The 24,455-nt window shown below is 69.6% G+C and carries 25 protein-coding genes and 2 pseudogenes; 12 read left to right on the top strand and 15 right to left on the bottom strand.

What is annotated here, in order from left to right:
- Window positions 1-112 precede the first annotated feature (112 nt).
- On the top strand, window positions 113-679 hold the full coding sequence (locus ACGF0J_RS30440) for a DUF4396 domain-containing protein (protein WP_393151252.1): 567 nt from the start codon (window positions 113-115) through the stop codon (window positions 677-679).
- Between the two features lie 137 nt (window positions 680-816).
- On the opposite strand, the gene ACGF0J_RS30435 is transcribed toward ACGF0J_RS30440, so the two are convergent.
- From ACGF0J_RS30435 to ACGF0J_RS30400, 8 genes and pseudogenes are all read right to left on the bottom strand, one after another.
- A complete protein-coding gene (locus ACGF0J_RS30435) occupies window positions 817-1,086 on the bottom strand; it encodes a hypothetical protein (RefSeq protein ID WP_393151250.1) in 270 nt (89 codons plus the stop codon).
- Between the two features lie 956 nt (window positions 1,087-2,042).
- Complete coding sequence (locus ACGF0J_RS30430) at window positions 2,043-2,348, bottom strand: DUF2283 domain-containing protein (RefSeq protein ID WP_393151248.1); 306 nt, start codon at window positions 2,346-2,348, stop codon at window positions 2,043-2,045.
- 10 nt (window positions 2,349-2,358) lie between these two features.
- A complete protein-coding gene (locus ACGF0J_RS30425) occupies window positions 2,359-2,580 on the bottom strand; it encodes a DUF4258 domain-containing protein (RefSeq protein WP_393151246.1) in 222 nt (73 codons plus the stop codon).
- Between the two features lie 2 nt (window positions 2,581-2,582).
- Window positions 2,583-2,942 (bottom strand): annotated as a pseudogene (locus ACGF0J_RS30420) (DUF6941 family protein); the annotation flags it as partial.
- Window positions 2,943-3,486: 544 nt separating this feature from the next.
- Window positions 3,487-4,281, bottom strand: a complete 795-nt coding sequence (locus ACGF0J_RS30415) for a DUF2382 domain-containing protein (RefSeq protein ID WP_393151244.1) — start codon at window positions 4,279-4,281, stop codon at window positions 3,487-3,489.
- A gap of 119 nt (window positions 4,282-4,400) precedes the next feature.
- Entirely contained in the window at window positions 4,401-5,090 is a 690-nt protein-coding gene (locus ACGF0J_RS30410) for a haloacid dehalogenase type II (RefSeq protein ID WP_393151242.1), read from the bottom strand.
- A gap of 9 nt (window positions 5,091-5,099) precedes the next feature.
- Window positions 5,100-6,446 (bottom strand): DUF2254 domain-containing protein, encoded by a 1,347-nt coding sequence (locus tag ACGF0J_RS30405; protein WP_393151239.1) that lies wholly within the window; start codon window positions 6,444-6,446, stop codon window positions 5,100-5,102.
- A gap of 336 nt (window positions 6,447-6,782) precedes the next feature.
- Window positions 6,783-7,118: a hypothetical protein gene (locus tag ACGF0J_RS30400; protein WP_393151237.1), complete on the bottom strand. Its 336-nt coding sequence runs from the start codon at window positions 7,116-7,118 to the stop codon at window positions 6,783-6,785.
- 165 nt (window positions 7,119-7,283) lie between these two features.
- On the opposite strand from ACGF0J_RS30400, the pseudogene ACGF0J_RS30395 reads away from it, so the two are divergent.
- The 4 genes and pseudogenes from ACGF0J_RS30395 to ACGF0J_RS30380 all read left to right on the top strand — a co-directional run.
- Window positions 7,284-7,784 (top strand): annotated as a pseudogene (locus ACGF0J_RS30395) (MMPL family transporter); the annotation flags it as partial.
- 220 nt (window positions 7,785-8,004) lie between these two features.
- Complete coding sequence (locus tag ACGF0J_RS30390) at window positions 8,005-8,466, top strand: Na+/H+ antiporter NhaA (RefSeq protein WP_393151235.1); 462 nt, start codon at window positions 8,005-8,007, stop codon at window positions 8,464-8,466.
- The gene (locus ACGF0J_RS30385) at window positions 8,406-8,885 is read left to right on the top strand and encodes a Na+/H+ antiporter NhaA (protein ID WP_393151233.1); all 480 of its coding nucleotides are present in this window, start codon (window positions 8,406-8,408) and stop codon (window positions 8,883-8,885) included. The genes ACGF0J_RS30390 and ACGF0J_RS30385 overlap by 61 nt, the downstream gene beginning before the upstream one ends.
- An 83-nt stretch (window positions 8,886-8,968) precedes the next feature.
- On the top strand, window positions 8,969-9,457 hold the full coding sequence (locus tag ACGF0J_RS30380; protein WP_393151231.1) for a MarR family transcriptional regulator: 489 nt from the start codon (window positions 8,969-8,971) through the stop codon (window positions 9,455-9,457).
- A gap of 30 nt (window positions 9,458-9,487) precedes the next feature.
- Here ACGF0J_RS30380 and ACGF0J_RS30375 read toward each other — a convergent pair whose 3' ends face one another.
- Window positions 9,488-9,754 (bottom strand): GlsB/YeaQ/YmgE family stress response membrane protein, encoded by a 267-nt coding sequence (locus ACGF0J_RS30375; protein WP_393151229.1) that lies wholly within the window; start codon window positions 9,752-9,754, stop codon window positions 9,488-9,490.
- A 225-nt stretch (window positions 9,755-9,979) separates the two neighbouring features.
- Here ACGF0J_RS30375 and ACGF0J_RS30370 point away from each other — a divergent pair, with 225 nt between their 5' ends.
- From ACGF0J_RS30370 to ACGF0J_RS30355, 4 genes are all read left to right on the top strand, one after another.
- Entirely contained in the window at window positions 9,980-10,780 is an 801-nt protein-coding gene (locus ACGF0J_RS30370; protein ID WP_393151227.1) for a SigB/SigF/SigG family RNA polymerase sigma factor, read from the top strand.
- A gap of 5 nt (window positions 10,781-10,785) precedes the next feature.
- Window positions 10,786-11,088 (top strand): DUF3040 domain-containing protein, encoded by a 303-nt coding sequence (locus ACGF0J_RS30365; RefSeq protein ID WP_393151225.1) that lies wholly within the window; start codon window positions 10,786-10,788, stop codon window positions 11,086-11,088.
- 156 nt (window positions 11,089-11,244) lie between these two features.
- A complete protein-coding gene (locus ACGF0J_RS30360) occupies window positions 11,245-11,679 on the top strand; it encodes a hypothetical protein (protein ID WP_393151223.1) in 435 nt (144 codons plus the stop codon).
- 110 nt (window positions 11,680-11,789) lie between these two features.
- Complete coding sequence (locus ACGF0J_RS30355) at window positions 11,790-12,305, top strand: DUF421 domain-containing protein (protein WP_393151221.1); 516 nt, start codon at window positions 11,790-11,792, stop codon at window positions 12,303-12,305.
- Here ACGF0J_RS30355 and ACGF0J_RS30350 read toward each other — a convergent pair.
- Complete coding sequence (locus tag ACGF0J_RS30350) at window positions 12,295-13,137, bottom strand: NAD(P)H-binding protein (protein WP_393151219.1); 843 nt, start codon at window positions 13,135-13,137, stop codon at window positions 12,295-12,297. The two genes, ACGF0J_RS30355 and ACGF0J_RS30350, sit on opposite strands and share 11 nt — an antisense overlap.
- Window positions 13,138-13,192: 55 nt before the next feature.
- Window positions 13,193-14,377 carry an epoxide hydrolase family protein gene (locus tag ACGF0J_RS30345; RefSeq protein WP_393151217.1) on the bottom strand — a complete coding sequence of 395 codons (1,185 nt, stop codon included), beginning with the start codon at window positions 14,375-14,377 and terminating at the stop codon, window positions 13,193-13,195.
- A 61-nt stretch (window positions 14,378-14,438) separates the two neighbouring features.
- On the opposite strand from ACGF0J_RS30345, the gene ACGF0J_RS30340 reads away from it, so the two are divergent.
- Window positions 14,439-15,413, top strand: a complete 975-nt coding sequence (locus ACGF0J_RS30340; protein ID WP_393151215.1) for a helix-turn-helix transcriptional regulator — start codon at window positions 14,439-14,441, stop codon at window positions 15,411-15,413.
- Between the two features lie 108 nt (window positions 15,414-15,521).
- On the opposite strand, the gene ACGF0J_RS30335 is transcribed toward ACGF0J_RS30340, so the two are convergent.
- On the bottom strand, window positions 15,522-16,154 hold the full coding sequence (locus ACGF0J_RS30335) for a CGNR zinc finger domain-containing protein (RefSeq protein ID WP_393151213.1): 633 nt from the start codon (window positions 16,152-16,154) through the stop codon (window positions 15,522-15,524).
- An 88-nt stretch (window positions 16,155-16,242) separates the two neighbouring features.
- Here ACGF0J_RS30335 and ACGF0J_RS30330 point away from each other — a divergent pair, with 88 nt between their 5' ends.
- Window positions 16,243-16,578: a VOC family protein gene (locus tag ACGF0J_RS30330; protein ID WP_393151211.1), complete on the top strand. Its 336-nt coding sequence runs from the start codon at window positions 16,243-16,245 to the stop codon at window positions 16,576-16,578.
- A gap of 180 nt (window positions 16,579-16,758) precedes the next feature.
- Here the strand turns inward: ACGF0J_RS30330 and ACGF0J_RS30325 are convergent, their stop codons facing one another.
- The 3 genes from ACGF0J_RS30325 to ACGF0J_RS30315 all read right to left on the bottom strand — a co-directional run bounded on the left by ACGF0J_RS30325 (window position 16,759) and on the right by ACGF0J_RS30315 (window position 21,621).
- Window positions 16,759-18,246: a hypothetical protein gene (locus ACGF0J_RS30325; RefSeq protein ID WP_393151209.1), complete on the bottom strand. Its 1,488-nt coding sequence runs from the start codon at window positions 18,244-18,246 to the stop codon at window positions 16,759-16,761.
- 118 nt (window positions 18,247-18,364) lie between these two features.
- On the bottom strand, window positions 18,365-20,644 hold the full coding sequence (locus ACGF0J_RS30320; RefSeq protein ID WP_393151207.1) for a heavy metal translocating P-type ATPase: 2,280 nt from the start codon (window positions 20,642-20,644) through the stop codon (window positions 18,365-18,367).
- A 548-nt stretch (window positions 20,645-21,192) separates the two neighbouring features.
- Complete coding sequence (locus tag ACGF0J_RS30315) at window positions 21,193-21,621, bottom strand: DUF2267 domain-containing protein (RefSeq protein ID WP_393151464.1); 429 nt, start codon at window positions 21,619-21,621, stop codon at window positions 21,193-21,195.
- Window positions 21,622-21,781: 160 nt separating this feature from the next.
- Between ACGF0J_RS30315 and ACGF0J_RS30310 the strand changes: the two genes are divergently transcribed.
- Window positions 21,782-24,361, top strand: a complete 2,580-nt coding sequence (locus tag ACGF0J_RS30310) for an AAA family ATPase (RefSeq protein WP_393151205.1) — start codon at window positions 21,782-21,784, stop codon at window positions 24,359-24,361.
- Window positions 24,362-24,455 lie beyond the last annotated feature (94 nt).

Genomic DNA, 24,455 nt, shown 5'->3' with positions numbered 1-24,455 from the left:
CTCCCGCCCGGCGACTCCTCGATGTCTGTACCCGGCACCCACTTGCCATATACCCCTTAGGGGTATATTTTCGGGCGAGTAACCGACGTACGCGACAGGTTCTGGAGCCGTCATGACCGAGCAGCAGCACCCCGACCACGCCGGACACGACCACGCCGGACACCACGCCGTGGAGCAACACCCGACGAAGCACCACGGGCACGACCACGCCGCACACGCGCACCACGGCGCCGGATCAGCGAAGGTGTCCTGGCGGATGGCGGCGTCGGCGACGCTGCACTGCCTCACCGGCTGCGCCATCGGCGAGGTGCTGGGCCTGGTGATCGCGACCGCGCTCGGCTGGGCCACCGCCCCGTCCATCGCGCTGGCCGTCGTGCTCGCCTTCTTCTTCGGCTATCTCCTCACCCTGCTTCCCCTGCGCCGGGCGGGAGTGAGCTGGGGCAGCGCCGTCAAACTGGCCCTGGCCGCCGACACGGTGTCGATCGTCGTGATGGAAATCGTGGACAACGGCGTGATGCTGGCCATCCCCGGCGCCATGGACGCCGGTCTCACCTCGGCGCTGTTCTGGGGCGCGCTGGCGTTCGCGTTGCTCGTCGCCTTCCTGGTGACCACACCGATCAACAAGTGGATCATTGGCAAGGGCAAGGGCCACGCCGTCGTCCACGCCTACCACCACTGAGGAGACGGCGTGGATGAGCGAACGCCCAAGGAGTTCGATGACCATCGTGAGCACCTCGCTGTCAGACGTGGGGGCGTCATGGTCGTGCTACCAGGGCCGGAGAGGCGCGGTCTACCAGTCCCGGCTCGTGCCGGTTGTTACTGAGTTTCGAGCAGATCCAGCTTGCGCTTGAGGTCGTTCCCATTCCTGTAGGGCCAGCGTCGGGGATGCTCGCGTTGCAGGCGTCCCACGACTATTCCCGGAGCGATCCCGATCTCCTCGGCGAAGGCTCGCACCGCGGCCTTCGACGTCAACCCGGCCAGTCGGGAAGCGTACTGAGGTGGTATGAGGGTGTCCGCTGAGAACCTGTCCGCTTCCAGCTGCTTCGGGTCCTCGGTGTCGGTCCTTCCCACGATCTCGATACGCATCTCGTCGTCACCGTTGAGAACCCTCCCTGCCAAAATAGACAGAGGCAGCAAACAGGTACGAAACTCTGTGCTGAGGGTGGGGAAGGAGACATCCCTTCGTGGGAGCAAGTGAACAGGCCGTCGGTCGTCGACTCCAGTCGGACGAGCACTCCTCGGGAGTACGGCTCGGCCGATGGGTCACCGAGCCAGCACAGGGTGATCGCCATATAGGCGTCGGACTTGGCGGGATCGTACCGGTAGTGATGCTCGGGCCGGTTGGGGACGTGCAGCGGCGCGACTAGCCGCGCCACCCGGTTCAGCGTCTCGTGGGTCTCCCGGGCCTGGCGGAGGCGTGCCCACGCCCTCGAAGCTGAGATCGACTGCCTCCGCACGCGCCACGACTTGAGCCTTCAGCACATGGGCGTGCTGGGGTCTCTGCACATGCGCGCTGCCGTTGTCGCAGCGCGCGCCGGTCAGGTGGAAGACGTTTTGAGCCATCGTGTCGAGGCTCAGCGGCTCGGCGGCATCGTCCCCGAGGGCGTCTATTGCGGGACGGCCTTCGGGCCGGACTCGGTGCGCATCCACGAGGTCTCGCTCGCCGTCAGCCTCGGCGACAGCCATCTCCGGCGTGCTCTCGACATCGGGGACACCTGGGCACCACCGGCTAGTATGCCCGCCGAACGCCGTAGTGGCTTCTTCATCGAGTTGGCGCGAGCCCGATTGTGGGCCGGCATGAGGGACGCCGCCTTCGACGCGTTGAGAAACGCACGCCGGATCGCACCGCAACATACACGCGAGCACCGTTGGGTGCGCGAGGACGCCGAATCGGCACCCCGACCACCGATGCCCCGCCCCCTGAGCCGTCTGCCGCACCGAATCTGTTTGCCCCTTACGGCCGCCAAGGATTCCGTCGCGTCGAGTCCAGACACGCAGCGGCCCCGCCTCCCACAGGGCGACGGGGCCGCAGCCGGGCTTCTCTACGCGACAGAGCAGACAGGCTCCGGCGTACGCGCTGTCATCACAGGCACTTCCCGCCGAACACCCTCGCCGACAGGAAACAGCGCACGCAACTGACGGACATCCTCCTCAGAGACGCGGAAGCGACGAAGCACTTCGTCCAGAGGCCAGATCCTGTCAATCGTTATGACCTCGATCCCCACGAGCTCACCGTTGCTGTCGAGGTCCACCATGGTCTCGTCGTCGATCTCGACCGTCTTCGTGACAGGCGCATCCGAGATGTAGATGTACAGTGCATCGGCATCCAGGTCGTAGCTGAGTCTCATCCGCGGGCTCCTACTCGTCTGGCCAAGCTGCCGTGATGATCTGCGTCGAGTCGTGGGTCAGGACTACCTTCAGTATGCGGCCACCCGGGACGATGCCAAAGACACAGATCTTCCCAGAAGAGCCTGGTCTTCGCCTGATCTCTCTTGCCAGAGCTTTGAAGATCTGGTCCTCAGTGATGCCTCGCAGTTCCATCCGCTCCTTGACGTGCTGGGTAAGCAGTGGCTGGGGCATCGCTAGGCGCCCTCGGTCGGCTGAATCACACGCAGATCGATGGACTTGACCGACCGGTCATCGAGTGCCACGTCGAGCGCGTAGTCCCCGTAGCGGGGAAGCGGCAGCGTCGCCCTCAGCGCCAGGTTGACCTTCGTCTTCCAATGGACGGGCATGTTCTCGTTCCGCGGCGGAGTCAAGAACGTTCCATGGATGCTCGCCAGCACCTGATCATCGTCCTGGAATGTGATGGTGAGCTTGTGCGGAGTCCCAGCCTCCTCGTCGGTGTCGAAACTGATGCGAGCCGCGATGCCGACGGCGTGAGCGCTTGGGACTGCCGGCACCTTCAGCGTGTCGATCCCGGCGCCCATGATGTGCAGCTCTCCGGTGGATGATGTCGGAGCGCCCCACCGTACTCGTGCTTATCAAGCTTGGTGAGGCGTTTCCTGTCTTCCACTCGCAGCCCCGAAATGAGGCCTCAGGTCTGCAGATCTCACCTTGGCGGCCCGCAGCACCTCGACCCGGGCACCGCTCAGCTCCCCGGGTCATGGAGGGCGTTACGTTTCGCGTGGAGCTTCTCCGCCGCCCGTGGAGGACATGCCGGTTGCAGGCTCGTCTCGATGAGCCGGAAGCCGGACCTCACAACGCACCGCCTCGCGAACCGGCCGAGCTGAGCTCCGGACCGGTGCCGCCCATCAGAAGGTCGCCGTCGATGATCCCCGCCCGCATTCCCGTGGACCGCACGAGGAGCCGGACGGTGACGGGCGTGCCGGCCCACCGGCCGCATACCTGACTGCCGCCGTCCATACGCGACCGTTGTCGGCGGCGCCAGGTGACGGGCGGACACGCACGCCGCCACCCGAACCTCGGCGGGTGGCGGCGTGCTGGTGGCGGCGTGTTGATGCGGTGTGCCGGTGGCGTCCGACGTCAGTACGCGCCTCGGGACTGGTCGGTGTCGCCCTCCACCTCGATCCGCTCCTTGCGGACTTCTTCCGAGATGGTCTCCTCGTCGACCACCTCTTCGGTCGTCAGCCGGACCCGCTCCTTGGGAACGGTCGTCTTCGACACGGTGGGGCGCTCCTCGTGCAGGATGACCTCGTGCTCGGCTTCGCTGATCTCGGGGCCGGCGAGCGCCTCGTCGCGGTTCTCCTCCGTGATCGGCTCCCGTTCGAGCCGCGCCTCCTCATGGCTGACGGGCACGCTCACCTGCTGCTGCTCCGTGACCACGTACTTGCGTAGCCGCACACGCCCTGTCTCGTGGGTCTCCGTGCCGACGTGCAGCTGCTCCTCCGAACGGGTCATCGCGTCGTCGGCGGCGCCGCCGAGGCGTTCGCGTTCCCCCTGCCCGGCGGTGTGTGCCCAGCCGGTTTCGCCCGGCTCGTTCGCCCGCTGCCAGGCATGGCCCCAGTCCATGCCGTAGTAGCTGTACAGCTCCCTTTCCTGGACCTCCGACAGGTGCCCGCCGGCGTCGACGTCGACGCTGGGAGCGTCCTTGATGCGGTCCTTGTCGTACGGCACCTCCACGTGATCGCGAACCAGTTCCGCGTCACGCAGCGGTACGAACGTCTCCCTCGTGCCGAAGAAGCCGGTTCGGATGCACAGCCATTCCGGCTGGTCTGTCGCGTCGTCGAAGAAGACGTGCTTCACTTCCCCGACCCTCTGCCCGGCGGCGTCGAAGACCGGCTGATCTATCGCCATGGGAATCTGTTCTTGAGTGATCATACTCTTCCCCCTTCTGGCTTGCTCTTGGCCATGAGCGAGGGAGCCATACAGTTGCCGCGTGCAGAGTCGGGAGATCTTTGTTGCCCATCGCTGTGCATGGCCGCTGGCGCGAAGCCCGGTCAGGCGTCCGACCACAGGGCGGCGAGCGTCCTGAGGTCGGGGGCCGACACGCGTGGGGCGCTCATCACGCTCGGGTACGGCGCGCCGCGCCGGTGCAGCCACGCCCCTGTCAGGCCGGCCCGCTGGGCGCCGTCGATGTCCCACGGGTGTACCGCGACCAGGGCCGCCTGATCCGGTGCTACTCCTGCGCGGTCGACCGCGTAGTCGTAGGCGGCGCGGCCGGGTTTCCACACGCGGGGACCGCTCACATCCAGCCTCGCCTCCACCAGGTCGAGCAGCCCTGCACGGGCCAGGATCCGCTCGGTCGTCGCGGCGGCGCCGTTGGTCATGGTGAGCAGGCGGATGCCGCTCGCGTGCAGCGTACGCATCCCGTCAGGAACGTCGGGGTGCACGCGCAGCTCGGTGAAGGCGCGCAGCACATGGTCGATCACCTGGTCGGCGTCGGCGTCGGTTCTCCGGCCGTGGAGGAGTCCGCTGAGCACGTCCGCGGCGATGGCGGCGAAGTCGGCGTAACCGCCGGCGGCGGTCAGCGCGAACCCGTCGCGCAGCACGCCAGCGAACCAGGTGGCCATGAGGTGTCCCGGCAGCCCGACGTCCTCGAAGCGGGCCCGCAGCGGCTCCATGTCGGTGAGTGTCTCGTTCACGTCGAGGATCACCACGTGTGGTCTCTTGGTCAGGATCTCGTTCATGGCTGCTCCTCAGGGTTGAACGCCGCCGAGCACCTCCTCAACCGACCCGGCCAGCGCGTCCAGCCGCGCCCGTTCCGTCCGGTCGAAGTCCTGATCCTCGACCGTGGCACGCAGCCGTAGGACCTGATCGTGCACGGCGCGGTGGTGCGCGGGCAGGCGGGTGACCCAGGCGACCTCCCGCAGCAGCGTGAACAACCGCTCGACCACGGCGGGATCGCCGGCGCCGTAGCGGCGCGGCTGGGTCATCACCAGGTCCAGCAACGTGCGGAGGTCCGGGCGTCGGAGCACGACGCGTACCCGGCCGGACTCGTCCCTGAGCACGCGTGGCCCGAGATCCTTGTGGGCGGCTTGGCACAGCAAGTCGGCGACGTAGCCCAGCGCGTGCACCGCGGTGGTCGGGTCGTTGACGCCCGGCGACAGCGCCCTGAGCGTCACATCGACGATCTGGCGGAACCCGAAGGCGATGTCCTGATCAGGGGTGCGCTCGAATCCGGTCCGCGCGGCGTCCGCCATCGCCCTGGACAGCGCGGCGGCGGCCTGCTCGTCGAGCCGGGGCACCTCGCCGCGGTCGATGGGCCAGGCCAGGGCGATCGGGGTGTCGGCGACGACCGTTTCCCCGGGGAGGCGGTCGAGGAGGATCACGGCACCTGTGTCGACGGCGGCGCGTAGGAGTTTCCGTTCGTCGACCCAGACGAGGAACCCGGACGACCCGGCGCACACGGCGGTTGTCCCGATCTCCGGCGGCACCACATCGTCGGCGCCGTCGTCCGCGAGCTCGGACAGGCAGCGCCGGATCGTGTTCTTCGTCTCGGTGTGCACGCTCAGCAGCAGTGACTCCACCCGGATCTGCCGGGACAGGTGCGCCAGGAACACCACCAGAGCGATCACGCTCGTCAGCGTGAACAGGAAGGCCAGGGTCACCGACAGGGCCGGCACGAAGGCGGGCTCGTCACGCACCGTGCGCAGCACGGTCACCGCGTAGGTGAAGGTGAACAGCAGGAGTGCCAGCGTGACGTGCAGGTACCCATCCTGCACGAAGGTCCGGAGCAGGCGAGGGGAGTACTGGGTGCTGGCGAGCTGCAGCGTCACCACGGTCAAGGAGAAGGAGAGCGTGGTCACGGTGACCAGCGACCCCGCGATCACCGACAGCACCGTCCGGGCCGCCTCGGGGCCCCCGCCGAACAGGAGGGTGCTGACCGTCCAGGGCAGGTCATCGGCCACCGAGGCGTCGAGCAGCGGCAACGCCACTCCCAGCAGCAGCGCGACGACCAGGCCCAGCACGGGGAAGGGCCACAACCGGGTCCGCCACAGGTCGGCGGAGAAGAGCCGCCGCCGCACGGATCTGACTGTGGCCACTTCCGCGCCTCCTCGTTCTCCAGCGCGTGTCCCCCCGCCGGATGTCCACCACCGGCGCCCCTCCGTCCCGGTCAGGGTCCGGAGACAGCACCATGTGGCTCCCTGCCGGCCGGCCGCGAGCCCGGGCCGGGCTGACCCGCAGGCCGTCCCTCTACCCTCCTGTGCCGTTCGATGTCTCGGCGCCCCGTGGACCGCCAGGCAGGCCGGTGCCCCGCGGGCAGCGCGGACTCAACCGTTGGTCCACAGACGTTCGGTGGCCGGTCCGGGCAGCGGAGGCGGTGCCGCCCCTCAGGAAGAGGTGACGGTCGGCTCGGCGGTGCGGACCTCCGCCCGGGCTCACCGCCCGGCCAGTCTCTGAAACTCCGGCTCAAGGCGCTGCAACTCGTCGATGACACCCTCCAGCCGCGGCCCGTCGAGGTCGGCGAGCGCCCGCAGGCCGCCACGGATGGTCTCCATCGCCTGCTCGGCGCGGTCGAGGGCGGCCAGGCATTCCCCGGGGACGCTCACCTGACGCCCAGGCGGCACGGTGGTGGCCGGAGAACGCGGGGCCGTGGTCCGTCCTGGCTCATCTCCCCACTCACCCGACGGCCCGTCCGTTCCCAAACTCGCGATGACGCCGCCCAGGGCCACGCCCGCCAGGAGCGTCAGGACGGGCACGAGCCACGAGATCATCCGGACACCCGACTTGTGCCCGGTGGCGTCCGGGTCACCGGTTTCGGGTGCCTTCCGCCCGGGGGGCTCTGCCGGATCGCGCCCGCCAAGCTCCTCGTCCACGGGCATCTCGCCTTCCGCGCTCTCACACAGTCATGGGAGTGATGACGGAGCGTCACGTCTGTCGCCGCCATCCTCGTCAATCTGCTGGTGCTGGTGGTGTTCCTGCGCGCTTTGGTGGCGCCGCTGTATCTGCTCGCCAGTAGTGTCCTGTCGGTCGCGGCCTCGCTGGGCCTGGCTGTGCACCTGTTCCAGACGGTCTCCGGCCACGCCGGGCTGACCTTCTACGTGCCCTTCGCGGCAGGTGTGCTGCTGGTGGCCCTGGGCTCTGACTACAACATCTTCGGCATCGGGCATGTCTGGAAGGAGGCGGGACATCTCGGCCTCCGCAGGGCCATCATCATCACAGCCCCCCAGTCGACCAGGGCGATCACCGCCGCCGGCGTCACGCTCGCCGCCAGCTTCGGACTGCTGGCCGTCGTCCCGCTGCGTCCCTTCCGTGAGATCGCCTTCACGATGGCCCTGGGCATCCTGCTCGATGTGATCGTGGTCCGCTCACTGATGCTGCCCACCCTCCTCAGCCTCGTGGGGCCGATCAGCGGATGGCCAGGCCGTAGGTTCCGGTAGGGCCGTACCGTGCACGGCCGGTCGTCCGGGTGTCCGCCGGTCAGCGTGGGATGGTTGACATCGGATGCCGCCGGCGGACGCGGCCCGCGCGCCTGGAGAAGTGACCACCTGCTTTGAACGTCTATGAGGGCGCTCAGCGGGCAAGGGCGCCGGCGCGCGCCGGTGCCTGCGCCATCGCAGGACGGCGGAGGGGCAAACTCGATCAGCAGCGGGGGGCGTCATGACGTACGGAGGTCGCGGCTCGCCCGGACTGTTCGGCCGGGTGTCGTGGGAGGAGGCGCGTCGCGTCGCCGACATCCTCCGGAAGGAGACCATCGGCGGCGCTCTGCTGCTGGGCGGTGCGGTTGTGGCCATGGCGTGGGCGAACTCACCATGGGCAGACGGCTACGAGGCGGTACGGACGGCGCACTTCGGACCCGCTGTCCTGCACCTGCGTCTCGACCTGAAGACGTGGGCCGCCGACGGGTTGCTGGCGATCTTCTTCTTCGTGGCCGGCCTGGAGCTGAAGCGCGAGTTCGTCGCGGGTGAGCTGCGCCACCTGCGCCGGGCGGACCCGAAGCCGGCCCTGGCCTGGCCGAGCATTTCGAGCACCGGTTCCGGCCCCTCTCGGCGGGGGTGGCCGTGCCCGTCTTCGCGCTCCTGTCGGCGGGGGTGCGTCTCGATGGCCTCGACGGGCTCGTGAACGCGTTGAGCGACCCCGTCTCCGTCGGCATCGTCGTCGGTCTGCTCGCCGGCAAGCCGATTGGGATCATGGCCGCCACCTGGCTGGTGTCGCGCTTCACGCGGGCCCGTCTCGACGAGGGACTCACCTGGGTCGACGTGTTGGGGCTCTCGGCGCTCGCGGGCATCGGATTCACCGTGTCGTTGCTGATCGGGGAACTCGCGTTCGGAGCGGGCAGTGATCGTGAACAGCACGTCAAGATGGCCGTGCTCACCGGCTCCCTCGCCGCGGCGCTGCTGGCGGCGGTGATCCTGCGGTTGCGCAACCACGTCTATCGCCGCATCCATGAGGAGGAGACCGCCGACCGCGACCACGACAACATCCCTGACATCTACCAGGATGCCGATCCGGGCCACGGAACGGGCCCTGAGCAGCCCTGAGTGGAGGTAGAACAGATCCGGGCGAGCACGCCGGACAGGAGTTACATTGCAGTACGCGACGCGTCGACATTCAGGAGCGGGGCGTGGAACAACTGATCACTGAACCGCTCGCGGAGGACGACCCTGTGGTGGAGGCCGTCCTGACCGCCAGCCGCGCCCTGGTGGCGGTGGCGGCCCGCTCCATCGCCGCCGCCGGTGGCGAGGTGACGCTGCCGCAGTATCGTGCGCTCGTGCTCATCGCCGCGCGAGGGCCGCAACGCCTGATGGACCTCGCCGACGCACTGGACGTGAACCAGTCGACCGCCTCCCGCATGTGCGATCGCCTGGTGGCCAAGCGCCTGGTACGGCGGAGCCGTCTGCCGAGCGACAGGCGGACCGTGCGGATAGCCCTGACCACGGAAGGGCGGGCGCTGGTGGATGGGGTGACCAGGCACCGGCGAGGCGACCTGGCGCGCATCCTGGCGGAGTTGACTTCGCAGCAGCAGGAGGCCGTGGTGGCGGCGCTGAGTGCGTTCGCCCTGGCCGCCGACGAGAAGGCGGTTCCTCACGACGGGGCCGTCGCGGAGTTGTGAGGCGCAACGCGGACAGCCTGCGCGAGCGTGTCAGTCAGGCTCGGTCCGCCGCCTGGCACCGCTGATCGCCTCCGCCGTACCCACCAGGGCCACCGCAGCGATGACGGCCACGACGAAGCCGAGCACGTTGAGCTCGAAGATGTCGCCGGTGCCGAGCAGGCTGGCCACGGTGCCGCCGATCACCGACCCCGCCAGGCCGAGCAGGAGGGTCGCGAGCAGGCCGAGGTTCTGCTTGCCAGGCATGATGAGTCGGGCGAGCGCGCCGATGATCAATCCGGCGACGATGAATCCGATCATGATTGCGTCCTCTCAGGTTCCGCCGTGGCCACAGTGAAGGGGTTGCCCCGTCCCACGGCCGCCATACAGCCCGTGCCGGCCGGATCGTGCCCGAGCCGTCACGCGGGCCACGACATCCCCCCGGTCATGGCAACCGTCGATAAAATCCGCGGGGCCCCACTTACATGTATGCGCTAAAGATTGCATACTGCAATTAAGTGGTGAGGGCGGCGTTCTGGAGGCGATATGCCGAAGACCATGCCCGTCACGCCGACACGGGCCCCGGCGGAGAACGGCTGGCACGAACCTGCGGAGAAGCGGCTCTTCGAGCAGCTCGCTCACCTCGCCCCCGACCATCCGACAAGACAGCGCATCCGGGAGGACCTCGCCGTCCGGCACCAAGGACTCGTGACCCGGCTCGCGAGGCGGTTCTCCAACCGCGGCGAGCCCCTGGAGGACCTCCTCCAGTCGGGCAACGTCGGGCTCGTCAAGGCCATCGACGGGTTCGACGTCCAGCGGGGCCACGTCTTCACCGCGTATGCGGTGCCCATGATCCTGGGAGAGATCCGCAGACACTTCCGTGACACCGGGTGGGCGATACACGTGTCGCGCCGACTGCAGAACCTCAAGATCATGGTGCACGCGGCCCGGGACGACCTCGTACAGACACTCGGGCGCCGCCCGACCTCGCGGGAGGTGGCCCGCGAACTGGACGTGAGCGTGGCGGAAGCAGAGGAGGGTTTCGAGGTCGACGAGGCGTACAGCTGCCTGTCGCTGGACGCCATGATCAGCGACGACAACGACCGTCGCGATGAGTCCCACGTGGCCCAGATCGACCGCGAGCTCGACCTCGTCGTCGACCGAGCCGCACTGTGGCCGCTCCTCAGCGATCTCCCCGACCGGGAGCGGACCGTCCTGCTGATGCGCTTCTTCGGGAACCAGACGCAGTCCGAGATCGCCGGCACGCTAGGGGTCTCCCAGGTGCAGGTCTCACGCCTGCAGGCCAGAGCCTGCTCGGAGCTGCGAGCGCGACTGGAGGCCGCCTGAGCGCCATGGGACTCTCACGAGAGGAACGGCGGGCGCTCGACGAGATCGAAGAGCGCCTGGCCTTCGACGATCCCGAGCTCGACGCCCTGCTCGCCCGACCCCGGGGCACAGGCGTTCCTGGGGTCGCGGGCTCGACCGGCACTTCGCGACGCTTCGCCATCCCGGAGGGCGCCTGGGTGCTCGTGGTGGTCCTGGCCTACGTCGTCTTCCTCATCGGCGTGGTGACGCTGCTCCAGACCGGCGAACCGGCCTGTCCCAGTACGGGCGGCGAGGTGTGCGAACGCCCTTCCCAGGGGGCGTCGGCCTGATCACAGTCGGCCTGATCACAGTCGGCCTGATCACGGCGGCGAGGATCCGGGCGAGGACGCCGGCCACACGTAGCCCCGCGACCAGCGCGTTCCAGGCGGACGGGCCGAGACGCCGGGACGACGGGACAGCGCCGAGGACAGGGGAACGCCCAGAACATGCTCGACATGTTGCTGGCCGTGACCGGTTGCCTGGCCCTGGTCGTCGCCGTACTCTCCGGGTACGTCCGGCGCCGCCTGATCAGCACGCCGCTGCTCGCGCTCGTCACCGGCGTCCTCTTCGGTCCGGTCGTGCTCGGGGCGATACGCATCCCCACCGTGGTCGAAGGGTACGCGGAGCTCCATGAACTGGCGCGTGTCCTGCTGGCGATCTCGGTCATGGCGGCGGGCGCGGTGACCGGTGAGCCCGCCGAACGCACGCTCTCCCGTCGCACCCGCCAGCTGCTTTCCCTGGAGTCGGGCGCGAACGACGGCCTCGCGCTCCCCTTGGTCCTCGGCGCGATCGCGATCACGGGAGCGGCCACGGGCGGTGACGCCTTGCTTCGGGACTGCTGCGCCTGGACGGCATGTGGGCCGTCTTCGTCGCCGGTCTGACCCTCTATCGCCGGGCCTGACACGGAAGGATCGGTGACCGCCGCCGGACACCACTGCAGCCCTCGCGGCCAGGGCACGTGGGTGAGGCGGCCAGGGGGAAGGAGACGAGGGTGATATTCGACTCCTGGGGCGGGATCATCCGCACCGTCGTTGCCGCCGTGATCGCCTACGCCGTGCTGGTCACGGTGCTGAGGCTGTCGGGCAAACGCACCCTGTCGAAGATGAACGCCTTCGACCTGGTGGTCACCGTCGCGTTGGGCTCCACGCTGGCCACCGTGGTGCTCTCGTCCGACGTCGCCCTCGCCGAGGGCGCGTTCGCGCTGGTCCTGCTGGTGGCGCTGCAGTTCGCCGTCGCCTGGCTGGCGACCCGTTCCGCGGGGGTGCGGCGGCTGATCAAATCCGAGCCGACCGTGGTGCTGCGCGACGGGCGGCTGCTGGAGCAGCCGATGCGCCGGCAGCGCGTCACCCGTGAGGAGGTATGCCAGGCGGTCCGCTCCAGCGGCGCCGGTGCGCTGGAGGACGTCGCCGCCGTCGTCCTGGAGACCGATGGCAGCTTCAGCGTCATCCCACGCCAGAAGCTCGGCTCGGGCAGCGCCGTGGCCGGCCTCGCCGGGTTCAGCAGGTGAAATCGGCCCGGTGGTCCGCGGCCCAGCGAGCGTAGGTGCGTGCTGGGTGCCCGGTGAGCCGTTCGATGACGTCGTTGACCGGCGCGGGTCTGCCGACCGCCTGCGCCATGAGACCGAACAGCGCCGTCAGGAACTCGTGGTCCATGAACTGGCTCATCTGCCGCAGCAGAGGTTCCGGGTCGACGTCCTCGACGGTGAGCGGACGCTTCAGGGCCTCGCCGAGGATGTGGACCTGCTGCGCCTGGGTGAGCGACTCGGGGCCGGTCAGGTCGTAGGCCTGCCCCGCGTGCCCGCCGTCGATCAGGATCCGCGCGGCCACCTCGGCGACGTCCCTTTCGTGCACCGCGCTGAAGGCCGCTGCCGCGTACGGCGCGCGGATGACGTCACCGCTCTGAAGCTGCATCGCGAACGTCAACGAGTTGATGGCGGGGAACAGCAGCCGCAGGAACGTCCACGCGATCCCGGACGACTCGACGGCCCGTTCGACGTCGCGGTGGTACTGGGCGATCACGTCGGGCTGCGGTTCGGCGCCCGGGACGACCGCCCCTGAGGACAGCAGCACCACCCGTCGTACCCCGGCCTGGCCTGCGGCCTCCAGCAGCGGAGCGAGGTCCAGCCCGTACTGCGGGACCAGGAACGCGGCCTCGACGCCGGCCAGCGCCGCGGGCAGCGTCTCGGGCTTGGTCAGATCGCCCCGCACGACCTCGGCTTGCGTCGGGAGTCCGGCCCGCTCCGGAGTACGGGTCAGCGCCCGCACCGGCACGTTCGCGGCGACCAGTTCCTCTACCGCCTGACGGCCGAAGTGAGCGGTGGCACCGATGACCAGATACATGAGAGGTTTCCTTTCGGGTGAAGACATGGGAGGACCGCGGACTGGCGGTGGTAGGTCAGCGCACCTTGCGGAAGAACTGCCGGATGTCCTGGACGAGGAGATCGGGTGCGTCGTGTGCGGCGAAATGTCCGCCCCGGTCGTAGACGTTCCAGGAGATGATGTTCGTGTGGTCGCGGTCGGCGAGCGTCCTGATCGACTGGTAGTCCCAGGCGAAATTGGCCAGCCCGAGGGGCACGGTGGTCGGCTCGGGCACGGTGGTCCCTCGGCCGTTGGACTTCTGCCGGGCGGGGGCTGCCGCCGCGTCCTCGTAGTAGAACCGGGCGGCTGAGGCGGCGGTGTTGGTCAGCCAGTAGATCACCACGTTGGTGAGCACGTAGTCCGGGTCGAGTGAAGCGCCGAGGAGCTGGGCGTGCCAGCCCAGCAGGCCGCTCGGAGAGTCGGCCAGGGCGTGCGCCAGGTTCTGCGGCTCGGTCGACTGGAGCTTGTCGTAGGCTCCGCGGTTATGGACGAACCACTCGGCGAACGCGAGCTTGCCGCGCTCCTCCTCGCTGAGTTCGGCCAGCTCGGCGGGATCGCCCGAGGGGAACGAGAAGACCTGTGTCACGTGCACACCACAGACGTGCTCGGGGTCGGCGCGGCCCACCTCGGGCGAGATCAGCGCTCCGCCGTCGTTGCCGGCCGCGCCGTACCGGTCGTAGCCGAGCCGGCGCATCAGCTCGGCCCACGCCCGGGCCACCCGGTACCGGTCCCAGCCGCGTTCCCGGGTCGGCCCTGAGAAGGCGAAGCCCGGCACCGACGGAATGACCAGGTGGAACGCGTCCGCCGGGTCGCCGCCGTGGGCCCGGGGGTCGGTGAGCGGGCCGATCACGTCCAGCCACTCGACCACCGAGGTGGGCCAGCCGTGAGTCAAGATCAATGGCGTCGCGTCCGGCTCCGGCGAGCGGACGTGCAGGAAGTGGATGTTCTGGCCGTCGATCTCGGTGGTGAACTGCGGGTACGCGTTCAGCCTGGCCTCCCAGGCGCGCCAGTCGTATTCCCCGCGCCACCGCTCGACCAGGTTCTTGACGTAGGCCACCGGGACGCCGTACTCCCAGCCGGGCGGCACCGGACCGGCCGGTGCTGACCCGCCGGCGGGCAGTTCCTCCGCCCACCGGGTCCGGGCCAGCCGCTGCTGGAGATCGTCGAGCTCGTCCTGGGGGATCTCGATCCGGAACGGGGCGATCGTGCTGTCGTTCGTCATGGCTTCAACCTAGGAACCGAATAGGCAAGCTTCGTTCCTAATGACTGTGCAGACTTGGAAGATGCTGGAAACCTCGGCGCGGCTGCTGCGCCTGCTCTCGCTCCTGCAGACACCCCGCGACTGGACCGGCGCCGAACTGGCCGACCGGCTCTCGGTCAGCACCCGCACCGTCCGCAACGACGTGGAACGGCTGCGGAACCTCGGCTACCCGGTGCACGGCACCCGAGGCGCCGTGGGTGGCTACCGGCTCGGCGCAGGGGCCGCGCTGCCGCCCCTGCTGCTCGACGACGAGGAGGCGGTCGCGGTGGCGATCGGGCTGCGGACCGCCGCCGGAGGGACGATCACCGGAGTCGAGGAGACCTCGCTGCGCGCGCTGACGAAGCTGGAGCAGGTACTACCGGCCCGGCTCCGGCGCCGCGTCAACGCCCTCCAGCGGTACGCCGTCGCGGTGCCCCGGGACGACCACGGCCCGCGGGTGGACGCGGACACGCTGAGCGTCCTCGCCGCCGCCTGCCGCGACCACGAGCGCCTGCGATTCGACTACCGAAGCCACGACGATTCCACGAGCCGACGCGAGGTGGAGCCGTACCGGCTCGTCAACTGGGGACGACGGTGGTACCTCGTCGCGTTCGACGTCGAGCGGGGCGCATGGCGGACGTTCCGGGTCGACCGGCTCCACCCGCGCACCCCGACGGGCCCCCGCTTCGCCCCCCGCGAGCTCCCCGAGGAAGCCGTCGACCAGGTGCGCCGGGGCGTGTCGTCGGCCGCCTGGCGATACCGGGCCCGGGTCGTCGTGCACGTACCGGCCGAACGGCTCGCCGAGCGGATCAACGCCGCCATCGGCGCGATCACGCCGGTCGACGACACCTGTTGCCTGCTGGACACCGGCGCGGACAGCATCGAGGCGCTCGCCGTCCACCTCGGCTCGCTCGGCGTCGACTTCACCGTGACGGAACCCACAGAGCTCGTCGAACTCGTACGTGAACTCGCCGGTCGCTACCACCGCGCCACCGAGCCACGGCCGCGGAAGACCTGACAGCCCGGCCCGGGCGGTCTCTCGTCGCGGCCGCAGCGCGGGGACGCCCAGGGAGAACGGGGTGTGCGCGTCGGCCCGCATTCGTTCCGTTCGCCCCGACGGCGCGGCTCATCGGTTCGTCGGCCGACCCGCGGTCAGGGGCGCGGTGGACTTGCGCTGATGAGAGGCGCGGGCTTTGGCGCGGTTCCCGCAGACGTCCATGGAACACCAGGTCCGGCGCCGATTGCGGGAGTGGTCGTAGTAGGCCCACCGGCAGCTCGGCTCCCGGCAGGCCTTCAGCCGCGTCCACGTGCCTTCCGCGACGGTCTCGGCCACGACGACGAGGAGCCCGGCCAGCGCGGCTTCCACCGGTGCCTGGGCGCGGGCGACCAGCCGGGGCGGAGAGACGGTCACGTCGAGCAGCAGCGGAAGGTCATGGGTGAGTTCGGCGAGTTCGGCGCGGGCGGCGGGGTTCAGGCCGTCCGGGTGCGGACTCGTGACCGGCTCGGCGTTGTTCTCGGCGATCAGCGCGCGTAGTCCCTCGCGCATCCGTTCGGCACGGTCGCGCTGCTCGGCGTTCACCACCGTGTCGGCCGGCACGAGGCCGCGGGCGTGCAACCACGTCGCCAGCTCTTGCGGGGTTGCGATCTCGTCACCGTCCCGGTGGCGGGTGTTGACGAACTCCTCGATCACGCGGAGCGGCATCGGCGCCGTCCCGGTCGCCGGGTTGTCCGGCGCAGAAGCGGCAGCACGCTCATCCATCACGTCTCGCACCCTACCCGGCTATCGCCGATGGTAGGGTATCTAACCGACGTAATGGTTACGTCAGTTAGATAGGAAGGAATCGCTGGTGAGCATCCGCATCGGCAACATCTGCATCGACACGAACGACCTGGCAGCCACCACCGCCTTCTGGCAGGAGGTCACCGGATACCAGGTCGCCTCCTCGGACGAAGGCGCCATCTACCTGGAGAGCGCGAACAAGAACGGCGTCGGCCTGTCCCTGCAGGCCGTGCCCGAGGGCCGGGAGAGCAAGAACCGGCTGCACCTGGACCTGTTCACCGACGACCTGGTGGGCGAGGTCGACCGGATTCGAGACCTGGGCGCGACCGAAGTGCGGCGCTTCGACGGCTGGGTCGTGCTGGCCGACCCCGACGGCAACCAGTTCTGCGTGGTCGCCGCGTAGCCGCGCTTCGCCGACGCGCGCGTCAACACGCTGACCGCCCAGTGGGACCAGGCGCCCGAGGCCTACACCGTCCGGACCACCAAGCTCATGCTCCGCCGCGATCCGCTCAGCGGGGGACGATGAGAACAACGGGACAGACCAGAGCCTCACCCAGGCGGCGAGCTCGGCCCGGCACTCGAGTCAGGGCCGAGACGCTGCGGGCGTGGACACATGCGGCTGCTCACGAGCCAAGAGCGCGCCGAGAGCCGCGGCGAGGAGGGGAAGGCCGGCGACGACAGCTGCGATCACCGGCCAAGGGGTCTCGAACGGCACCCGCGCGGGTGCCTCCCACGTGGTAGGCATCGTCAGAGGCCACAGCAGCAACATCCCCACCGGACATCCGGCGACCGCGCCGAGGGCCGTTCCGCACAGGGCGCTCAATCCTGCGCGGCAGGCGCAGAACCACCGGAAGGCCGCGGCCGATCCGTTGCCGGCTCGCCTCATGACCCGGGCCTGGCGCCCGTTCGCTTCCTTGTCCAGGCCGGACGCCAGGGCGCACGCGAGGGCGGCGAGGAACGCCGCCGAGGCGAAGGGCACCCACTCGGTCGAAGCCTCGAAGCCCCGTTCGACGTGGATCTCCGCGAGCGCGTCGTCAAGTCGGTCGTCGAGGCGCTGCCGCTCCTCGGCGGTGACCCGGCGGAGGGTGGGGTCGATGATCAGCTCGCTCGGCTGGAGCTGGTAGCCGAGGTCCCGGACGAGTTTCGAGGGAACGAAGATCGTCTCCATGTGCGGGTCGGAGGTCCTCGCGACGACCGCCCGGACGGTCTTGCTCTTTATGGTCTCGTCGTTCTCGTTCATCTCGTAAGAAAGCCGCACCGAGTCGACCTTCACGTTCGCTGACGTGATCACTACGGCCGCGCCCTCGTCGTACGGCGTCGATTGATCACCCGTGAGGTACCGCAGCAGCTTCTCGTCACCGATGGCCTGATCCCCGTAGACGGCCTCCTCCGGTATCTCGACGTTGTCCGCCGTGGCGTCGAAGTGCCAGGATGCGCGCGAAACGGCCTCGCTCCGGACGATCGGCACCCCTGGCAGTTCCCGCTCCATCGCCGCTCGTACGGTGGCCGCCTCCTCGGCCGAGAAGGGCCCCAGGTACGCAGGGCTCGACTGGACCAATAAGCTGCCGGGCCTCCCGCGGGGAAGGTATTCGGCCCTGCTCTGCGTCGTCTCGCCGGCCGCGATGACCGTCAGCGCGAGGCCGAAGGCCGTCGCCGTCATCGCCAACGTGATCGCGAGCACCGCGCCGGCACGACGACGGGTCAGGTCCCGGACGGCGAGACGGAAGGGCGGCGACAGCCGTTCGGCGTACGGACCGAGGGTCTCCAGCAGCCACGAAGGCAGCGGGCCGAGACCGGCCGCCAGCAGACCCGCGCCGACGAAGGCGATCAGCAGTATCCCCAGGGCTTCGAGGCCGCCGTAGCGCGAATCCTCACGTGCCAGCCACGCGCCGTACCCCATCAACCAGACGCCCGCGCATGATACGCACAACCCCAGGACGACGAACCTCCGGCTGATGAACCCGTGGCGGTTGGACGGTGCGGAGAGCAAGACGGCAGGAATGAGGGGAAGGCCCACCAAGTAGGCGACGATCAGTGCCCAGAAGGCGTAAAACACAAGATCGAAAGGCATGTGCGGAATCGTAGTGAGCCGCCACGCCAACGCATTCGCGCCTGCCCATGCCGCGGCCCACTCCACGGCCGCGAGCGCGACACCGGAGGAGGAAGTCCTGGATACGTGGGCCGTCGGTCTACTGTCCTGCCTCCCCGAGCGAGAAGTACGCCTCCTCCTCCTGCGCGAAATGCAGGGTGAGGACGGCGTGCAGCCCGTACAGGCAGGCCCGCAGGTCGTCCAGTTGCTCGGGCAGCAGTCCGTGGGACGAGGCCAGCTCCAGATGGCGACCGACCCGGGCGACGAGCCTGGAGATCTCGACATGGGACCTGCTCATGGTGACCGTCGCCTCCGGAGCACCCAGCAGGCTGCCCAGCGCCGGATACAGCCGGCTCTCCTCTGCCTGTTCATGGGGGAGGATCTCCTTGACGAGCACGTCATGAACGCGGCGCAACCGGGGGATCGCAACGGAGGAGGGTCGGTCGAGCGCGTCGGCGGCCTCCCGAAGCAGATCGAGAGCGGGCCGCAGGCGGGCATGCTCCTCGTCGAAGCGGTGCAGCAGGTGCCCCATGGAGGTGTCCACGGGGACTCTCGTGCCCCGGCCGGCGCGCAGCGCGCGCAGCGCGTTGAGGGTGACCGCGACGTCGATGCCCTCCTGCAGGAGTGCGCCCGACGTGGGTGGCAGGGCGCCCAGCGCTGCGGCGAGCATCGCCAGCAGGGACAGCCCCATGCCGACACCGGCGCTCTGCACGGCGATCCGCCGTGCCCTGCGAGCCACGTCCATCGCGTCCGCCAACCGGTCCAGCCGGTCGGTCGTCAGCACCACGTCAGCGACTTGCGTGCTCGCCGCCGACCCTCGGGCGCCCATGGCGACCCCGATCTGTGCGGCCGCCAACGCCGGGGCGTCGTTGATGCCGTCGCCCACCATGATGGTCGGCGCGCGTCCCGCCTCCTCCCGCACGCCGGCCACCTTCTCGGCGGGCGTGCGCTCGGCGAGCACCTCGTCCACGTCGAGCACGGCAGCAACGCTCTCCGCCACCTCGCGGCGGTCTCCGGTGAGCATGACGACGCGTTCGATCCCGGCCGAGCGGAGCCTGCGCAGAGTCCGTGCCGCGTCAGCACGGACGGCGTCACGCAGGAAGATCACTCCGGCGAGCTCGCCGTCGACGCACAGCCACACCGTCATCGCGCTGTCGAGCGCCGCCCTGGACCGCTGCGTGGCCATCCATGAAGACGACGCGTTCGGCGGCGCCTTGCCCACCCGCACATGCCGTCCCGCGACGGTGCCCATCGTGCCGGAACCGGGCTCCTCGCGGACCTCCACCACAGCCGGCACCGCCAGGCCGCGCTGCGCGGCCGCGCGGACGATGGCGGCGGCCAGCACGTGCGACGACACCTGATCGACCGCCGCCGCGAGCCGCAGCACCTCCTCAGCCGTGTGACCCGGTGCGGGGACGATGTCCACCACCTCAGGTCGCCCTCTGGTGAGGGTTCCGGTCTTGTCGAGCATGAGGGTGCGAGCCCGGCCGAGCGTCTCCAGCGCGCCACCGCCTTTGATCACGACGCCGCGGCGGGCCGTTCGGGACAACCCGGAAGCGATGGCAGCAGGAGCTGCCAGCAGCAGCGGGCACGGCGTGGCGACCACCTGCACCGCGACGGCCCGCACGGGATCTCCCGACAGCGCCCAGGCCGATCCGGCCAGCGCCAGGGTCAGCGGCAGGAACCAGGCCGCGAACCGGTCGGCCAGCCGGACCACCGGAGCGGTGTCGGCTTCGGTCTCGCGCGCCAGCCGCACCACGCCCGCGTACGTGCTCTCCTCGGCGGTGCCGGTGGCCCGCAGGTCGAACGCCGGCCCGGCGTTCACCACCCCGCTGCGCACGCTCGCGCCGACGGGATGCTCCACAGGCAGCGACTCGCCGGTGAGAGCTGACTCGTCCAGTACGGCGGGGCAGCGCGCGACCACACCGTCGACGGGAACCATCTCGCCGGCCGGTACCAGGAGCCGGTCGCCCCGCCGGACTTCGGAGATCTCCAACCGTCTCGGGCCGTCGTCCGTGTAGCGGTGCGCCCAGCGCGGTGCGCGTTCGTACAACGCCGTGAGATCACGCTTCGCCCTGCGCAGCGCGTACCCCTCCAGCGCCCGGCCGGTCGCCAGCATGACCGCGATCACCGCACCGGCCAGATACTCCCGTACGGCCAGCGTCCCCACCAGCGCGAGCACCGCGATCGCGTCCACCCCGAGCCGGCCCATGCGCAGCGCGGAGACCACCCACCACACCGCCGGGACCACCGCCACGACCGTCCCTGCCACCCACAACGCGTCGCCCTCGGCGGCGAACCCCGTCAGATGCAGCACACCTCCACCCGCGAGGGCGGCGATCGTGACCACCAGGAAGGCGGTCAGCCGAAATCGCTTCACCTCTCCAGCCTCTGCGGAGCGACGTCGCCCCTCCCAGGGTCTTTAGGCCTGTCTCCGGGTACCGATGGCCATGGAACCGATCCGAGACCAGCCGACAGCACGCCCCACCACTTCACACAGGGGTGGCGTGGTGACGACGGCTGGCAGCGCGCCCGGCGGTGGGCTCCGGACGCCGAGAAGAGCGTGTGCCGACGTCGGGCGGGTTGGTGTCGTCGGCAGGTTCTTGACCGTCCCCTCGGCCAGGTGCAGCGCCCGGGCGATCTCCCGGCAGCCGAGCAAGAGGAGCACGGCTGGCGAAGCTGAAGCCGTGGCAGGTCAGCGACGGGAGCTGGGGTGTGGCAGCGGCTGCACGAGGCGCTGCTGGATCGGCTCCGGGTGGGACCAGCCGCCCCCCAGCCTCTCCGTCTCGACCGCCTTCGACGGCTTCCCTTCTGCGACCGTCAGCACGGCCAGACCCTGAGCCCGAAGCGGCCGGGGACGAGCCCCCTGGTGGGACTCCTGCCGCTCCGGCTCAGCCGCGCCCTGCGCCGACGGCGAAAGACTGACCGCTAGGGCAGCACCGAAGCCAGGTCCCTCGGCATGCTGGATTTCACGTCCTCCCACTCGCCGTCGGTGATGTGCTTCCTGAGCGCCTGCAAGACCGTCTTGACGAGATCTTCGGTATTTTCCTGGAATTCGAAGTTCACCCCGCTCGACACACGGTCGAGGAACTCCTCACGGTCGAGCTTCACCGGGACCGCGCCCGGGCGCCAGCCGTCGTAATAGAGACCACGGATCAGCAGCGGCAGCTGGGCGGCGAGGTGCGCGCTCTCCTCGACGGACAGCCGGTCGCGGAGCGCGTGAAGCACCGCCCGGAGGGCGGCGTAGGAACGGTTCCGCTGCTCAGCAGACCAACCCTGCGCCTCTTCGATCTCACGCAGGACCCGGTTCGTCTTGTCCACGGTCCGGTTGAACGGCGCATAACCGGTCTCCGCCATTTCGTCCACCCCATCGCGTTCTCCTGTGGCACTACAACCCTGGCTCCAGCTGTCCCCGGACCACATCCCCAAGACAGGTAGCGGACCGAGCACAAAAGATCTCCACAGGAATGGGATTCGCCGCTCCGGCGCTGGAAAGCGCTCGATTGGAGGGAACGAGATGCGGGGTCGCGAACGGGAATGGCGCCAGGTCGAGGGGCTGCTTCGCACGCTGCGACAAGGCGGGACCGGCACGCTGCTCGTAGACGGTGAACCCGGGGCGGGCAAGAGCAGGCTGCTGAACGAAGCCGCCGATGTCGCTCCCCAGCACGGCATCGGCCTGATCCGCGGCGGCGTGGAAGAATTGGGCGAACTCGTTTCGTGCGGCTTCCTGCTGGAGTCCCTCGGCCTCCCGTTCGAGGCACAGTCCGTCGGCTCACCGACGCACCTGCTGGACCGCCTGACGAAGGCCTTCGAGGAGCGGGCCTCGGCGCCGGTGCTGGTCGTGTTCGACGACCTGCACCGGGCCGAACCGGCGACGCTGAGGATTGTCCGTGTCCTACACGACCGGCTGACGACCCGGCCCGTGGGCTGGTTGCTGAGCGGCTCGACCGCCGACAACGACGGCCGCGCCGCTTCCCTGTTCGGCCTCCTGGAGCGGAACGGCGCCGCGCGGATGACGCTCGCGCCGCTCTCGCCGGAAGCCGTCGCGGAGCTGGCAACGGACATGCTCGGGAGGCCGCCCGATCCGACGACGAGTGTGCTGGTGGCCGGTGCCGGGGGCAATCCTCTCCTGATCATCGAATTGCTCGCCGGCCTGCGCGACGAAAGCCGCCTCGACGCGTCCCATGGTGCCATGTCACCTGCCCATGTGCCCGCCCGGCTGCGAAGGGTGGTGCGACGCTGGACCGACGCCCTGAGCGGGGAGGCCCGAAGTCTGGTGGAGACCGCCGCCGTGCTCGGCGGGCCGCTGCCGATCGAGCAGGCCGCGTCGCTGCTCGGCACCACGCCGGCCGGGTTGCTCTCCGCCATCGAGGAAGCCACGGCGGCGGGCATTCTCGACGTCACCGGGCGTGGGCTCGCCTTCCGCTACGAGCTGGTCGCGACCGTCACCGCCACATCGGTTCCTCCGCCAGTACGGGATGCACTGCTGAGCCAGTTCGGCGCTCTCACAGACCTAGAACCGGCAGGCGGCCGTTTCACCGCTTCGGCCGCTGCCGTCCACGCGGCGGTCACCGGTGGACGGCTGGAGGAGGCCGAGAACATGGTCCAGGAACGTCTCGTCGACAATGGCTCCGCACAGAACGTGGCGGAACTACGCTGCCTGCTGTCGGACATCATGTACCGGACCGGCAGGGACGACGAGGCGATCCACGAGGCCGACGGCGTGCTGGCCCTCCCGGCCCGCTGGCATCACGTGCGCGACCGCGCGGTCGTGGTGAGGCTGTATGCCATGACCCGCCAGCATGACCACTACGTAGGCGCATACGCGGATGACATCATCGCGGGCGAATCCGGGCACGGTCCAACAGTCACGGTCGCCGCGCTGACCGCCCTTGCCACGATCGAGCGGGACGAGGGCAGGCTCTCGAACGCCTTTGCGCTGGCCGAGGACGCCTGGCGGCTGGCCAGCAAGGACCGGCCGGACGAACGCCGCTACGAATCCTGTCTCACCATCGCGGCGATGCTCATCGATGTGCGCCGCCTCGACGAGGCGCGGGCAATGCTCCAGCAGGCACGCACGGACATGCTCGCTCATGACCATCTGGCCTGGGCGGCGGACGTCGCGGCATTGGAGGCTCGCGCCCAGTTCGCCGCAGGCCGGTTCGACGGTGCGGTCACGGCAGGGAAGAGAGCGCTGAGCCTCGCCGCCGTTCACAACATGCCGCTGGCCGCCGAGGTGGCCAGCGGCGTGCTCGCCGCCGTCGCTCTCCGGCGGGGCGACCTGCGAGAAGCAATGCGACGTCTCGCGGCCCCCGCCGAGGGACCGAGCGAAGCACACGCGCGGCACGCCCTGCTGGCAGCCCAGGTCACCGAGGCGTGCGACGGCCCCCGGAGCGCGATGACCTTGCTCACGGCTCTCTCCGGCCCGCTCCAGCCGTTCTCGCTGCTCGCCATGGATTCGACGGTGAGCGCGTGGATGGTGCGGGTCGCCATGGGCGCAGGAGACCGTTCAACAGCCGAGTCCATCGTCACCACGGCGGAGGCCCTCAGTCACGCCAGCTTGGGCCTCCCGATGTTGGCCGCGTCCGCCGCGCACGCCCGGGGCCTGCTCGATGGCGATCGCGAGGCTCTCTCCCTCGCTGCCGAGCAGATCGGGGACAAATGGGCGCAGGCCTCGGCCGAAGAGGATCTCGGCATGGTGCTGAAGGCCCGCGGGGAGCAGCAGGAGGCGGTCACCAGTTTGGACCGAGCCTTGGCGATCTACGATGACATCGGATCCACCAGGGACGCGGCACGCATCCGCCGGAGGCTGCGCGACTTGGGGGTGCGCCGCCGCCACTGGCACCACACTCAGCGGCCCGCCTCCGGCTGGGGCAGCCTCACGGAAACCGAGCATGCCGTCACGCTGCTCGCCGTCGACGGATGGACCAACCGGCAGATCGCCGAGCAGATGTTCCTCAGCGTCCATACGGTCGCGTTCCACCTGCGGCATGTCTACCGCAAGCTGAGCATCGGCTCCCGCGTCGAGCTCACACGCCTCGCGGTGGCGCAGGAACGTGTCGGCCCCGACCGGTCGCACGATGAGAGGCAAAGCTGAGCCGCCAAAACTACACGCGTGGGGGATGTGACCGCCCAGCGTGCCGACAAGGGTCAGAACAGTAGGTTACTGAACCCGAACCCCCCCAATCCCA

It is taken from the genome of Nonomuraea sp. NPDC047897 (genome assembly GCF_043204415.1).
In the GTDB taxonomy this organism is placed as follows: Bacteria; Actinomycetota; Actinomycetes; order Streptosporangiales; family Streptosporangiaceae; genus Nonomuraea.
This window is presented reverse-complemented; position numbering and strand designations above follow the sequence as displayed.

Coding starts and splice junctions, on each gene's coding strand:
- ACGF0J_RS30440 (WP_393151252.1), top strand. CDS start 113: ATGACCGAGCAGCAGCACCCCGACCACGCCGGACACGACCACGCCGGA.
- ACGF0J_RS30435 (WP_393151250.1), bottom strand. CDS start 1,086: ATGCGTATCGAGATCGTGGGAAGGACCGACACCGAGGACCCGAAGCAG.
- ACGF0J_RS30430 (WP_393151248.1), bottom strand. CDS start 2,348: ATGAGACTCAGCTACGACCTGGATGCCGATGCACTGTACATCTACATC.
- ACGF0J_RS30425 (WP_393151246.1), bottom strand. CDS start 2,580: ATGCCCCAGCCACTGCTTACCCAGCACGTCAAGGAGCGGATGGAACTG.
- ACGF0J_RS30415 (WP_393151244.1), bottom strand. CDS start 4,281: ATGATCACTCAAGAACAGATTCCCATGGCGATAGATCAGCCGGTCTTC.
- ACGF0J_RS30410 (WP_393151242.1), bottom strand. CDS start 5,090: ATGAACGAGATCCTGACCAAGAGACCACACGTGGTGATCCTCGACGTG.
- ACGF0J_RS30400 (WP_393151237.1), bottom strand. CDS start 7,118: ATGATCTCGTGGCTCGTGCCCGTCCTGACGCTCCTGGCGGGCGTGGCC.
- ACGF0J_RS30390 (WP_393151235.1), top strand. CDS start 8,005: ATGACGTACGGAGGTCGCGGCTCGCCCGGACTGTTCGGCCGGGTGTCG.
- ACGF0J_RS30375 (WP_393151229.1), bottom strand. CDS start 9,754: ATGATCGGATTCATCGTCGCCGGATTGATCATCGGCGCGCTCGCCCGA.
- ACGF0J_RS30370 (WP_393151227.1), top strand. CDS start 9,980: ATGCCGAAGACCATGCCCGTCACGCCGACACGGGCCCCGGCGGAGAAC.
- ACGF0J_RS30365 (WP_393151225.1), top strand. CDS start 10,786: ATGGGACTCTCACGAGAGGAACGGCGGGCGCTCGACGAGATCGAAGAG.
- ACGF0J_RS30360 (WP_393151223.1), top strand. CDS start 11,245: ATGCTCGACATGTTGCTGGCCGTGACCGGTTGCCTGGCCCTGGTCGTC.
- ACGF0J_RS30350 (WP_393151219.1), bottom strand. CDS start 13,137: ATGTATCTGGTCATCGGTGCCACCGCTCACTTCGGCCGTCAGGCGGTA.
- ACGF0J_RS30345 (WP_393151217.1), bottom strand. CDS start 14,377: ATGACGAACGACAGCACGATCGCCCCGTTCCGGATCGAGATCCCCCAG.
- ACGF0J_RS30340 (WP_393151215.1), top strand. CDS start 14,439: ATGCTGGAAACCTCGGCGCGGCTGCTGCGCCTGCTCTCGCTCCTGCAG.
- ACGF0J_RS30335 (WP_393151213.1), bottom strand. CDS start 16,154: ATGGATGAGCGTGCTGCCGCTTCTGCGCCGGACAACCCGGCGACCGGG.
- ACGF0J_RS30325 (WP_393151209.1), bottom strand. CDS start 18,246: ATGCCTTTCGATCTTGTGTTTTACGCCTTCTGGGCACTGATCGTCGCC.
- ACGF0J_RS30315 (WP_393151464.1), bottom strand. CDS start 21,621: ATGGCGGAGACCGGTTATGCGCCGTTCAACCGGACCGTGGACAAGACG.
- ACGF0J_RS30310 (WP_393151205.1), top strand. CDS start 21,782: ATGCGGGGTCGCGAACGGGAATGGCGCCAGGTCGAGGGGCTGCTTCGC.